Here is a 12,541-nt window from a genome sequence, read left to right as displayed (position 1 = left end):
TCCGGCGAGCAGTGGGGGAGCCCAGCCACGTTACTTGAGCACCTGTCGTGGCGACACTGAATTACGGGTCCGTGGCCTGTCGGCGTGCAGACCGGGCCGGAGCAGGAGGGGCAGGCTGATCGCCAGCAGCGCTAGAGCGACGATGCCGTCCAGCCAGTAGTGATTGGCGGTCACCACGACGACGCTGAACGTGATGATCGGGTGCAGCAGCCACAGCCACCGCCAGCGCGACCGGGTGATCAGGATCATCGACAGCGCGATCAGGGTGGCCCAGCCGACGTGCAGGCTCGGCATCGCGGCGAACTGGTTCACCGCGCCGCCGGTGTGGTCCGGTCCGTACACGGACTGGCCGAAGCGTAGGCCGGTGTCCACGAAGCCCGGCATCATCCGCGGCGGCGCCAGCGGGAACGCGATGTGACCGATCAGCGCCAGTCCCGTGAGCGACACCATCGTCCAACGGACGTGCGAGTACGCCTTCGGCCGCCAGATGCTCAGCCAGAGCAGTACGACGGCAGTCAGTGGGGCGTGCACGCTGGCGTAGAACAGGTTCGCGCCCTTGACCAGCGGCGGGAACTGCAGGACCCAGTGCTGGATCGACGCCTCGTTCGGCAGGTGCAGCCAGTTCTGCAGCGACAGCACCTCGTGCGCATGGTCGAACGCCGAACCGGTGTGCCGGGCCGCGATCTGCCGGCCCGCGCTGTAGACCAGGAACAGTGTCGCCAGCAGGACTGCTTCCCTTACCACCCTCCAGAAGACCTGTGCCCGGCCTTCCCCCACCCGTTCGACAGCAGCTATCCCCATACCGTTCGACGGTACTCAGCCCTTCACAGCGCCGGTGAGGACGCCCTTGGCGAAGTGCCGCTGCAGGAACGGGTAGATCACCAGGATCGGCACGATCGAGACGACCAGGATCGCCATCTGGATCGACGCCTGCGGCGGGAGCAGTTCGGTGCCGAGCTCGGCGCTGCCGAGTTGGGTGTCGTTGATGACGTACGTCCGCAGTACGAGCTGCAACGGCCAGAGCTTCGAGTCGTTCAGGTACAGCAGCGCGGAGAAGAACGCGTTCCAGTACGCCACCGCGTAGAACAGGCCGATCACCGACAGCACCGCCTTCGACAGCGGCAGCACGATGTTGGTGAACGTCTTCAGCTCACCCGCACCGTCGATCCGTGCGCTCTCGGTGAGCTCGTTGGGCAGGTTCATGAAGAACGCCCGCAGTACGACGACATTGAACGCGCTGATCATCGTCGGCACGATCAGGGCCCAGAGGCTGTCCAGCAGCCCGACGCCCTTGACCGTCAGGTACAGCGGGATGATGCCGGGGGAGAACAGCATGCTGAACAGCACGACCAGCAGGATCGGCCGCCCGCCGACGAAACTCGGCCGCGACAACGCGTAGGCCAGCAGGCACGACACGATCAGGCTGAGCAGCGTGCCGACGACCGTGACGAAGATGCTGACGAACAGCGCCCGCGTCACCACGCCGCCGGCGAACAACGACTCGTACGCTGCGAAGCTGATCGATTTGGGCAGCAGCACCAGCCCGCCGGACTCGTTGATCTGCTTGTTCGGCGCCACGCTGGTCGAGATCACGCCGACGAACGGGACGATCACGACCGCGCAGAAGACCAGCAGCACGAGACCCTTGAAGATCCGCATCGGCCAGCCGGGCATCGGCACGCCCTGGACGATCCTGGTACTCATCGCTGGTACACCCCTTGCTCGCCGAAGATGTGCGCCACCTTGTTCGCGGTCAGCACGAGGATGACGCCGACGATGCCCTTGACCAGGCCGACCGCCGCCGCGACACCCCAGGCGCCACCGAGTACGCCGTTGTTGTAGACGTACGTGTCCAGTACTTCGCTGACATCCCGGCCGACCGCCTGTTGCTGCAGGATGATCTGCTCGAAACCGACGGTCAGCGAGTCACCGAGCCGCAGGATGAACAGCAGGATGATGATCCCGCGCAGACCGGGCAGGGTGACGTGCCAGAGCTGCTTCATCCGGCTCGCACCGTCCACACTCGCTGCCTCGTACAGCTGCGAGTCGATCTGGGACAGCGCCGCCAGGAACAGGATCGTCGCCCAGCCAGTGTCCTTCCAGATGATCTGCGACGTCAGCAGCACGTGGAACAGCTCGGAGTTCCCGATGATGTTGATCGTCGACAGGTCGTGTGATCGCAGGTAGTTGTTCAGCAGGCCGCTGCCGCCGAGCATCTGCTGGAACAGCGCGACCACGATCACCCAGGACATGAAGTGCGGCAGGTACAGGATGCTCTGCGCGATCCGCTTGATCCGCTCGGAGAACAGCGAGTTCAGCAGCAGGGCGAGCAGGATCGGCGCCGGGAACACGAAGATCGACTGCAGGCTGGTGAGGATCAGCGTGTTCTTCAACGCCCGCAGGAACGCCGGGTCGCCGTTGAAGATCACGCTGAAGTTCTCCCAGCCCGACCAGTCGCTCGCGTTGATCCCGAGGAACGGCTGGTAGTCCTTGAACGCGATCACGTTGCCCAGCAGCGGCACGTAGTGGAACGCGATGATCAGCGCGACGCCGGGAAGTGCGAACAGCAGCAGCACGCGGTCCCGCAGCAGCCGCCGGCCGAGGCTCAGCTGCTGCTGCGGGCGCGTCTTGGATCGTTGCAGCATCTACTTCCCTGCCGTGTCCGAGAGGGCCTGCTCGAGCTCGGAGCGCATCTTGTCGCCGCCGGAGGACTTCCAGGTCTGCACCGCGGCGGTCCAGTCCGACACCGGCTTCTTGCCCTGCACGATCTGGCCCTCGAGGTCTGTCATCGTCTTGGCGAGCTGGGTCTGCTTCTTCGACTGGGTGTCGGAGTACAGCCCGTACGACGCGTCGTACGCCAGCCGCTTCGCGACCTTCTCCTGGATCGCGTGCTGCTTCTGCGGGACGTCCGGCTTGCCGGCCCAGTACAGCGCCAGCGCCGAGTCGCTGATGTACTGCAGGCCGATACCCGTCTCCACCACGCCGACCTTCGTCGGCACTGGGTCGGTGCCCTGCAGCGTGTAGTGCCGGCCCGCGACGCCGTACTTGCGGAACATGTACTCCTCGGTGCCGAACGGCGCCGCCATCCAGTTCGCGACCTTCAGCAACGTCTCGGCCGAGTGCGTGCTGCTCTTGCTGAACGACGTGACGTTGTTCAGCGCCGAACCCATCCACGGCTTGCCCTCGCCGCCGTCGAAGCCGGGTACGTCGAGCATGTTCACCGCGAACGCGTCGCCGGCGGTGTTGTCGGAGTAGTACTGGTTCCACGCGACGAAGCCGTCGTAGTCGAACGCGGCGATGCCGCCGTTGAACCACTGCTTGCGGGCGCTGGCCTTGTCGTTGAAGGCGTCCGGGTTGATCACCCCGGCGGCGACCATCTTGCGGCCGGCCTCGAGCGCCTCGAGCTGGGCCTCGTCCTCGAACATGGAGGTGAACTTGCCGCCGTCCTGTTTCCAGACGTTCGCGATCCCCAGCATCTGCCGGATCGTCGACAGCGGCACCCGGGTCCAGGCCCACTTGTTCTGCTTGGCCGCGGTCATCTCCTTGGCCAGGTCGAAGAACTCCTGGAAGTTCTTCGGCGCCGGGTCCTTGATGCCCTTCGCGGCGAGCAGGTCCTCGCGGTACAGCGCGAGCGACGTACGGGACATGCCGCGCGGCACCGGGACGCCGTAGATGGCGCCGTTGAAGACGCAGCCCTTCCAGAACTCGGTCGGGATGTTCGCCAGGAACGGGTACTTGCTGATCGCGTCGCCGGACAGGTGCTCGGTCAGGTCCATGCACTTGGACTTCACCAGGCCCGGGATCTGCGGCGTGTCCGGCGGAATGTTCAGGATGTCCGGCAGGTCGCCGCCCGCGATCCGGGTCGCGAACTTGTCCTTGTACTCGTCGTTCGACGCCATGCTGATCTGCAGCTCGGAGCCGAGGCGCTTGTTGAGCTCCTGCCAGAACTGGTTCTTGTCCGCGGCGGGCGGGATGGCGCCGGGGATGTTCGTCATGAACGTGATCGGCTTGCCGTCACCAGGAGCCTCGGCGATCGCCTTCACCGGGTTCGCCGGGTACTTCAGGAAGCCGTCCAGCACCACGTCGGTGCCGGGCAGGTCCGGCTTGATCTCGCCGTACTTCGTGTACGTCGGCAGTTTGACGGCCGCGTTCGCCGCGGCGGTGTTCTTCTTGTCGGACGCGCACCCCGCCAGCAGCGGCGTACCCGTGACCGCGACAGCGGCGGCGGCCAGACCACCGCCGAGGAATGTTCTTCTGCTGACCGGCATGAGGCCTCACTTCCATCGGAGGGCCACACCATGACATAGTACGTCCTATGTCTTCAAGAGTCGGCGCTCTGGAAATCTTCGATCCGGCGGGGAGCGGCTATCACACGTTCCGCATCCCGTCGGTGCTGGCGCATGGCTCGCTGGTGCTCGCCTTCTGCGAGGGCCGGCTGCACGGGGCCGGTGACGCGGGTGAGATCGAGGTCGTACTGCGTCGTTCGCTCGACGGGGGCCGGACCTGGCTGCCGCTGCAGGTCGTGTCGGCAGTGCCGGGCAAGACCTGTGGAAACCCGGTGCCGTTGGTCGACCCCACGTCGGGGGACATCGTGCTGGTGACGGTGGAGAATGGCGCCGATGCGGTCGAGATGTCGCTTGCCCGGGGCACCGATCCTGAGTCCGGCCGCCGTGTGTTCGTGCAGCGGTCCGCTGACGACGGTGCGACCTGGAGTCCGACGCGCGAGATCACGGCGGAGGTGAAGCCGGGCGACTGGGGCTGGTACGCGACGGGTCCGTGCCACGGCATCACGCTGCGCTCCGGGCGCCTCGTCGTACCGGCCAATCATTCTTTCGTGCCGTCCGAGCCGGTGGACGACCTGATCCGGCTGAACGGCGGGCACTGCATCTACAGCGACGACGGCGGTGCTTCCTGGTCGGTCGGTTTCGTGGACCGCAACGACGGCGCGGAGATCAACGCGAACGAGACCGCCGTCGCCGAGCTGCCCGACGGGCGGCTGTACTTCAACGCCCGCAACCACCAGGGCACCGGACCGGCCCGCGTACACGCCTGGTCGTCCGACGGCGGTCAGACCCTCGATGCGCCGTACGCCGGGATTCCCGAGATCACCGCACCGGGTATCCAGGGCAGCGTGCTCTGCCTGCCGGACGGACGCTTGCTGTTGTCCACACCGGTGAATCCCACGTCGCGCCGGGAACTGACCGTTTTCGTCAGTGCAGATTTCGGTACGTCGTGGAAACCGGAGCTGGTCGTGCACGAGGGCATGGCCGGGTACTCCGATCTGGTGCTGCTGCCCGACGGCTCGATCGGGATCTTCTACGAGGCCGGTGAGACGTCCTCGTTCGCGACCTTGCGCTTCGCCACATTCGCCCTTTGAGGTTGGGAGACCCCTTGACCGCATCCGCCCATCTGACCGGTGTCGTACCTCCGCTGGTTACTCCCCTCACCCCGTCGTACGACGTCGATACTGCATCGCTGGCCCGGCTGATCCAGTACCAGCTGACCGGGGGTGTGGACGGGGTTTTCGTGCTCGGCACCTCCGGCGAGGGCACGTTTCTGACCGACGAGCAGCGACAGGTCGTGCTGGAGACGAGTGTCGCGGAGGTGGCCGGACAGGTACCGGTACTGGTCGGCGTGATCGATACGTCTACCAACCGGGTCGCTGCGCATGTTTCTGCCGCGTTGAAGGCCGGTGCGGACGGGATTGTCGCCACGGCTCCGTTCTACGCGGCCACTCACCCTGCTGAGATCGAGCGCCACTTCGTGCGGCTGGCGTCGCTTGCGGGTGACACGCCTCTGTATGCGTACGACATCCCGCCGCGGGCAGGCACCAAGCTTCCGGCCGCTCTCGTCATGTCTCTTGGCGAGCAGGGGGTCATTGCAGGTGTGAAGGACTCGTCCGGGCAGGAGACTTCGCTGCGAGAGCTGGTGCTGTCCCGTCGGGAGAAGGCACTCGACGACTTTGTGATCATGACTGGGTCCGAGGTGACGGTTGACTCGGCGCTGGCGTTCGGGGTGGACGGCGTCGTACCTGGTCTGGGGAACGTGGATCCGGCCGGGTATGCGCGGTTGTTCAAGGCTGCGGTGGGTGGTGATGCTGCGGCGGCGCGGGATGAGCAGGACCGGTTGTTCCGGTTGTTCGACATCATCAACGTGGCGGACCGGTCGCGGATGGGGGCGAGTTCGGCGGCGTTGGGTGCGTTCAAGGCCGGGCTGTTCTTGCTGGGCGTGATCGACTGCCCGGCCACGGCGTACCCCTCTATCCCCTTGAGCGACACGGAGATCGCCGCGGTCCGGCCGCTGCTGGACCGGGCCGGATTACACTGAGCGGTCTTAGCTAAAGGGAGGCCGGCAGTGACAACGGGTGGGCTCAGCCGGGCACGTGGTGCGGCAGGGAATCAGTCTTTTATCCGGGACGCGATGAAGTCGTACATCCTGGAACGCGGTCTGAAGGCGGGTGACCCGCTGCCGAACGAGCAGGACCTGATGGCGCAGCTGGGCGTCGGCCGGCACCCGCTGCGCGAGGCGATGAAGGCGCTGCAGGCGGTCGGCATCATCGAGATCCGGCACGGGTACGGGACGTATGTCGGCGAGGTGAACCTGCAGTCCCTCGAGGACGGCCTCGCGTTCCGCATGTCCCAGTCGATGGCCGGCGACCTCCGCGACGTCCAGAACGTCCTGGAGGTCCGCCAGGCCATCGAGGTCGGCCTGGCCGACGACGTGGTCGGCCACTTCAAGGAGCACGGCTACGACGCGCTGGAACCCATCGTCGAACGCATGGAAGCCAAGGCCGCCGAAGGCAACTACTTCCCCGACGAGGACTGGGCCTTCCACCAAGCCCTCTACGAACCGTTGGGCAACGCCCTGGTCATCGACCTGCTGTCAGTTTTCTGGCGAACCTTCGCCCAGGTAGACGCCCGCCTCCCCGGCGCCCGCTACACCCCCGCCGACGCCGCCGCCTGGCACCGAGACCTCCTCAACGCCCTGGAATCCGCCAACCCCGACACCTACGCCCACTCCATGAAACGCCACTTCAACGGAATCCACACCCGCCTCGGCGAATAGCTCTGCAGCTCGACAGTACGTATACGTCCACTGTGGCGAAATGCTCGGTCGGCTGAGCGTGGCGATCGGCCGACCGAGCCGACACCTCCTGTCGAGCTGCAGATCAAGCAAACAGGTTTTCGGCGTCCACGATGGTGTAGGCGTAGCCCTGTTCGGCTAGGAAGCGTTGGCGGTGGGCAGCGAATTCGGCGTCGATCGTGTCTCTCGCGACGATGGAGTAGAAGCGGGCGGTGCGGCCGTCGCCCTTGGGGCGGAGGACTCGGCCCAGGCGCTGGGCTTCTTCCTGGCGGGAGCCGAAGGTGCCGGAGACCTGGATGGCGACCGACGCCTCGGGGAGGTCGATGGAGAAGTTGGCGACCTTGCTGACCACCAGCCGTTTGATCTCGCCGGTGCGGAACGCCTGGAACAGGCGCTGCCGTTCCTTCACCGTTGTCTCGCCCTTGATCACCGGGCACTCGAGGCGTTCACCCAGCTCGTCCAGCTGGTCGATGTACTGACCGATGACGAGCAGCGGCTCGTCGGCGTGGTGCTCGGCGATCCGCCGTACCAGCTTCGACTTCGCCGGGGTGGAGGCGGCCAGGCGGTAGCGGTCCTCGGGCTCCGCGGTCGCGTACACGAACCGCTCGGTCTGCTCGAGATCCACGCGCACCTCGATGCAGTCCGCCGGCGCGATCCAGCCCTGCGACTCGATGTCCTTCCACGGAGCGTCGTACCGCTTCGGGCCGATCAGCGAGAACACGTCGCCCTCGCGGCCGTCCTCGCGGACCAGCGTCGCGGTCAGTCCGAGCCGGCGCCGGGTCTGCAGGTCGGCGGTCATCCGGAAGATCGGCGCGGGCAGCAGGTGCACCTCGTCGTACACGATCAGACCCCAGTCGCGCGCGTCGAACAGCTCCAGGTGCGTGTAGACGCCCTTCCGGCGCGTCGTCATGACCTGGTACGTCGCGATCGTGACCGGGCGGATCTCCTTGCGCGCACCGGAGTACTCGCCGATCTCCTCCTCGGTGAGGGTGGTGCGCTTCAGAAGCTCGTCCTTCCACTGCCGTGCGGACACGGTGTTGGTGACGAGGATCAGTGTGGTCGCGGACGCCTGTGCCATCGCGGCCGCGCCGACGATCGTCTTGCCGGCGCCACAGGGGAGTACGACGACACCGGAGCCGCCGTGCCAGAACGAGTCGGTCGCCTGCTCCTGGTACGGGCGCAGCTCCCAACCGTCCGTCACCAGGTCGATCTGGTGCGCCTCACCGTCGACGTACCCGGCCAGGTCCTCAGCGGGCCAGCCGAGCTTCAGCAGGGTCTGCTTGAGGTGACCGCGCTCCGACGGGTGCACCAGGACGGTGTCGTCGTCGAGCCGGGCGCCCAGCATGGGCTTCACCTTGTTGCTGCGCAGTACCTCTTCCAGCACCGGCCGGTCGGTGGTTATCAGCACCAGACCGTGCTGCGGGTGCTTCTCCAGCCGCAGCCGCCCGTACCGGTCCAGCGTCTCCGCGATGTCGACCAGCAGCGAGTGGGGGACCGGGTACCGGCTGTAGCGCAGCAGTACGTCGATCACCTGCTCGGCGTCATGCCCCGCGGCCCGCGCGTTCCACAGGCCCAGCGGTGTCAGCCGGTAGGTGTGCACATGCTCCGGCGCCCGCTCCAACTCCGCGAACGGCGCAATAGCCTTCCGGCACTCGGTGGCATCCGCATGCGCCGTCTCCAGCAACAAGGTCTTGTCCGACTGCACGATCAAAGGACCGTCCGTCACCCGCAACTCCTATCTTCGCCCCGACCCTCCATTGTGCCTGAACCAATCAACAACCAACCGCGGCTCAGTCCACTGGGCGGGCTGTGGAGATTCGGTGGAGGGCGTAGGTGCGGGGGGTTTCTGTGGTGTTGTCGTAGGCGGTGAGCCAGCCGTCGGCTACTCGGACGGGTTCTACGATGAGTTCGGAGGAGTGGCCGTTGTGGTCGACGTAGGCGATCCAGGTGCGGGTGTGGGCCTCGGCGGCGTTGGTGAGGACGGCGATGGTTTCGGCGGGGGCGGCTGGTTCGATCAGGCCGTCGTCTCCGGGGCGTTCGGCGGCGATCCGGTCGCCGGCGCGGACCTTCTCGATGACCGCCTTCACCTGGTCGTCGGTCAGGTCGAACGCGCTCTCGTTGAAGTCCCGGCTGGTACGTCGACGCGGTGCCTCGCCACGTCGCGGCGCACCGGTCACGTGCAACGCACCGTCGAACGTCTCCGCCAAAGGCGCCAACCCGGCGTCCCGCAGCCGACTCAGCACCATGTCCGGCGGTGACGGTGATACCACCACGGTCGGCGCCAACCGACGGAACCGCACACCAGGCAGGTTCGAGTTGAGCAGCTGGGTCAGCACGTTCTCGTCGTCACACCGCAGGTACGTCGACGCAGTCCCCAGACGCAGTACGCCGTGCCGTCGGGCAACGTCGTCGACCAGGTACGCCAACGGCTGAGGCACCGGCGTACGTGAATGCTCCGCCAACCACGCGTGCAACTGCTCCGCAGTACGCCCGAGGTCGAAAGCACGCCGTACCGAGCTCTCACTGAACCGGTAGACGCCCGCACCACCGTCGGACTCGACGTCTGCCATCGCCGACAGTTCGTCCTGCACGGTCCGCACCAAAGGCCCAGGAGCCACAGCAGTGAGGTCAGCCTGCAGCAGCACCTCAGACACCGGCGCTGGCATCAGTGGACTGATCGCCTCGGCCAACTCGTCAGCAGTCGGCTCAGGTCCCAGCAACGGCTTCGCATGTGCCGCCATCGCGCCCAACCCCGTCAGCCCGAGCAGTGCGGCCTCTGACACGCTCCACTCGACCAGGTCGTCCCGGAACTGCCCGCCGCGGCGTGGACGATGCCAAGCCACCCATATGACCACAGTCTCCGGAGCCGGCGCGGTACCCGCGCCAGCCTCGGCCAGCGCCTGCAACGCCAGGACCCGGATCTCCGGTGCCAGCAACCGCTCCAGGTCCGGTGCCAACGCGTTGATCAGCCGCTCCCGCGCAGCCGCAGTACTGCCCGTGCTGTCCCGCCGCCCGATCAGTCCGATCGCCCTGAGGCCGGAGAACCACGCCATGACGAGCTGAGCCCACCGATGCGCCAGGTCCAGCTCCAGCCAGTCGTCATACGCACTGGTCGGCAGCCACAGCTCACTGGTCCCGACCTCCACCGCAGCAACGAGCCCAGCGGCGTACGCCATCTCCAGCACCGCTGCAGCGGTCTGCTCTTCCGCACCGATCTTTCCGGCCAGACTGCGCACCTCACGGACACCGATGCCACCTGTGCGCAGTACCGGTGGCGGCTCGGTCCCCAGCTGCTCCAGGGCTCGGTCAACCAGCCGCACCAAGTCGAGCGCAGCACCAGCCGCAGCCCGGTCAGCGATAGCGGCCGACACCTTCTTACCGGCCAGCGGCGGTGGCGCCGGACGTGTCGACGCCAGCACACGCCCGCCCCGCAGGTGCAGCCCGATCTGCCGCGGCAGCACGACCGTGTTCGCATCCTTGGGTACGACGAGACCGCGCGCCAGCAACCGCTCCACCGGCGTCCGCGCCGACGCGATCGTCACCGGCCGGTCGGCCTTCTCGACTGAACCGGTCGGCGGACCCCAGGTGAGTTTGTCGAGTACGGCGCGCGCGTCCGGGCCGGCGTCGTCGATCAAGTGGTCCAGATCACCGAAGTGCCGCGTCGTAATCGGACCGAGCCCGGCCGGTGTTGGTCCAAGTAGCTCGTGCACCGCACGGATCGGCCGCAGGTCGTCCTCGGTACCCCAGACCAGAGCGAGCTCCAGCAGTTCAGCCACGCGCGGCCGGACTACCTCTTCCGGCTGGCCGACACCCTGCGCCAGCAATTCCACGTCCACCGGCTCCGGCAGCGCGGACAGCGACTCCAACAGGTCCACACCGAACTCGTCCAGCCGGTTGATCGCCCGCGCGGCCGACGCGTTGCTCGTCACACGCGCAGCAAGCTGCCCGGTGTCCGCAGGAATCGGCAGGGCCAGGTCAGGTCGCCGCCGCAGCAATTCACCGAGCGCGGCGTCACCCCAGCCCCGCAACGCCTCAGCGAGGGTACGGGGGCGGGTCGGCTCGGTCGTGCTCATCCCTCCAACGGTACGGGATCCTCGCCAAGGTCGGTCAGGATCTTCGCGACGGTCTCGTCCAGTGCACAGTCCGGACCGATGATGGTCTGCTCGATCCCGTCGAGTACGTCGTGCTCCCGGTACCAGTCCTGCATCAGGTCCGGCCCCACGCCGGGCATGTCCCGGGTGCCGTGCCGTACGACGGTCTCCGCGAACGGGATGTCGAAGTAGTAGTGCAGCGTCGTCCCGCGGTGGTCGAACGTGAGCCGCCGCAGCATGTCGCCGTACCGGCCGGCGTCCATGATGCCCTCGAGCACCACGTCGTACCCGTGGTCGAGGGCGTAGCGGACGTTCGTATCGATCAGTCCGATGTTCACGCCGCCCGGGACGTCGCGCTCGCGGAGCAGGATCCTGCGGAGGTGGTCCTGCTCGACCCACGCCGTACCGCGGCCCAGACGTTCACGCAGCGTCCGGGCCGTGGTGGACTTGCCGGAGCCCGAGTTCCCGCGCAGTACGACGAGGCGGGTACCAGGACTCCCGGTCACTCAGCTGCTCCGGCGTGTCCGATCCGGTGGAAGCCGACGCGTTCGTAGACCGCTGCGACCGCGTCCGACTCTGCGGACAGCAGCACCAGGTCCACGCCGTTGTCGAGCGCGTGCTCGACCAGTGCCGAGGTCACGGCGGCAGCAAGACCACGGCGACGCATGGAAGGCAGTGTGCCGACGCCGACGATCTCCGTGGTGGCGTCGACCGCCTGGTGAGTCCCGCTGGCCACCATGCCGTCATCAGTGAACGCACCGGCAGTTACTGCCACGCCGCGGAGAGCCCTGCTCTGCAGCGCTAAGACCGTGTCGACCGACATCTCGGCGGCCGCTGAATCTCTCTCGGTCGGTCCAGCCTTGTCGATGCCCGTGCCTGGCTCGCTGAAGGCGAGGCCGGCAACCGCACGCGCCTGCCGGACCATCTCCTCGTCAGCGGGGAGGATCTCGCAGCGAGCATCAGCCGTGGCAGGGCGGAAGTCAGCGCGCTCCAGCACCAGCAACGGGTGCTGGACCACGTTGAGGCCAGCTGCAGCCGCAGCGTCGCCTAACGAGGGACAGGTCTGCACGACCCACTCGAAGCTCAGCGGGATCTCCAACTCGGCGCACCGCGCGCGCACCAGCTCAACGTCCGCCGGCTCGATCGTCACCCCGGAGCCGGGCACCGGGCGCGCGTAGTACGGCCAAACCGTCGTACTGCGGAACAAGGTGAACGGTCCGACCTGTTCGGCAACCGAGCCGGACAACGGGACCCTGTGCAAGTAGTCATCGACTCTGGTGATCATCGCGAAGCAGTGAACCACCCAGAAAGTCCACGCGCCACCAGATATGTCGAAGCGTCCCGAACGGCTCCGACGTCCCCTACGT

11 protein-coding genes are annotated in these 12,541 nt (G+C 66.9%); 3 read left to right on the top strand and 8 right to left on the bottom strand.

What is annotated here, in order from left to right:
- Positions 1–30: 30 nt before the first annotated feature.
- From EV649_RS17445 to EV649_RS17430, 4 genes are read right to left on the bottom strand one after another with little or no spacing between them, the layout of a single operon-like run.
- Positions 31–801: a phosphatase PAP2 family protein gene (locus tag EV649_RS17445; protein ID WP_130384487.1), complete on the bottom strand. Its 771-nt coding sequence runs from the start codon at positions 799–801 to the stop codon at positions 31–33.
- Positions 802–816: 15 nt separating this feature from the next.
- Positions 817–1,704, bottom strand: coding sequence for a carbohydrate ABC transporter permease (locus EV649_RS17440; RefSeq protein ID WP_130384486.1), 888 nt, complete (start codon positions 1,702–1,704; stop codon positions 817–819).
- On the bottom strand, positions 1,701–2,645 hold the full coding sequence (locus tag EV649_RS17435; RefSeq protein ID WP_130384485.1) for an ABC transporter permease subunit: 945 nt from the start codon (positions 2,643–2,645) through the stop codon (positions 1,701–1,703). The genes EV649_RS17440 and EV649_RS17435 overlap by 4 nt, the downstream gene beginning before the upstream one ends.
- A complete protein-coding gene (locus tag EV649_RS17430) occupies positions 2,646–4,268 on the bottom strand; it encodes an extracellular solute-binding protein (RefSeq protein WP_130384484.1) in 1,623 nt (540 codons plus the stop codon).
- Between the two features lie 47 nt (positions 4,269–4,315).
- Here EV649_RS17430 and EV649_RS17425 point away from each other — a divergent pair, with 47 nt between their 5' ends.
- The 3 genes from EV649_RS17425 to EV649_RS17415 are packed head-to-tail and all read left to right on the top strand — an operon-like array spanning position 4,316 to position 7,065.
- A complete protein-coding gene (locus tag EV649_RS17425; protein WP_130384483.1) occupies positions 4,316–5,377 on the top strand; it encodes a sialidase family protein in 1,062 nt (353 codons plus the stop codon).
- Positions 5,378–5,391: 14 nt separating this feature from the next.
- Positions 5,392–6,327, top strand: a complete 936-nt coding sequence (locus EV649_RS17420) for a dihydrodipicolinate synthase family protein (RefSeq protein WP_130384482.1) — start codon at positions 5,392–5,394, stop codon at positions 6,325–6,327.
- Between the two features lie 27 nt (positions 6,328–6,354).
- Positions 6,355–7,065 (top strand): FCD domain-containing protein, encoded by a 711-nt coding sequence (locus EV649_RS17415; protein WP_130384481.1) that lies wholly within the window; start codon positions 6,355–6,357, stop codon positions 7,063–7,065.
- A gap of 103 nt (positions 7,066–7,168) precedes the next feature.
- On the opposite strand, the gene EV649_RS17410 is transcribed toward EV649_RS17415, so the two are convergent.
- The 4 genes from EV649_RS17410 to EV649_RS17395 all read right to left on the bottom strand — a co-directional run bounded on the left by EV649_RS17410 (position 7,169) and on the right by EV649_RS17395 (position 12,459).
- Positions 7,169–8,809: a DNA repair helicase XPB gene (locus tag EV649_RS17410; protein ID WP_130384480.1), complete on the bottom strand. Its 1,641-nt coding sequence runs from the start codon at positions 8,807–8,809 to the stop codon at positions 7,169–7,171.
- Positions 8,810–8,873: 64 nt separating this feature from the next.
- Positions 8,874–11,156 (bottom strand): helicase-associated domain-containing protein, encoded by a 2,283-nt coding sequence (locus EV649_RS17405; protein WP_130384479.1) that lies wholly within the window; start codon positions 11,154–11,156, stop codon positions 8,874–8,876.
- The gene (locus tag EV649_RS17400) at positions 11,153–11,680 is read right to left on the bottom strand and encodes a kinase (RefSeq protein WP_130384478.1); all 528 of its coding nucleotides are present in this window, start codon (positions 11,678–11,680) and stop codon (positions 11,153–11,155) included. Before EV649_RS17400 ends, EV649_RS17405 begins: the two co-directional genes overlap by 4 nt.
- The gene (locus tag EV649_RS17395) at positions 11,677–12,459 is read right to left on the bottom strand and encodes a GNAT family N-acetyltransferase (protein ID WP_130384477.1); all 783 of its coding nucleotides are present in this window, start codon (positions 12,457–12,459) and stop codon (positions 11,677–11,679) included. Before EV649_RS17395 ends, EV649_RS17400 begins: the two co-directional genes overlap by 4 nt.
- Positions 12,460–12,541: the final 82 nt, after the last annotated feature.

It is taken from the genome of Kribbella sp. VKM Ac-2569, from assembly GCF_004216905.1.
Taxonomy (GTDB): Bacteria; Actinomycetota; Actinomycetes; order Propionibacteriales; family Kribbellaceae; genus Kribbella.
This window is presented reverse-complemented; position numbering and strand designations above follow the sequence as displayed.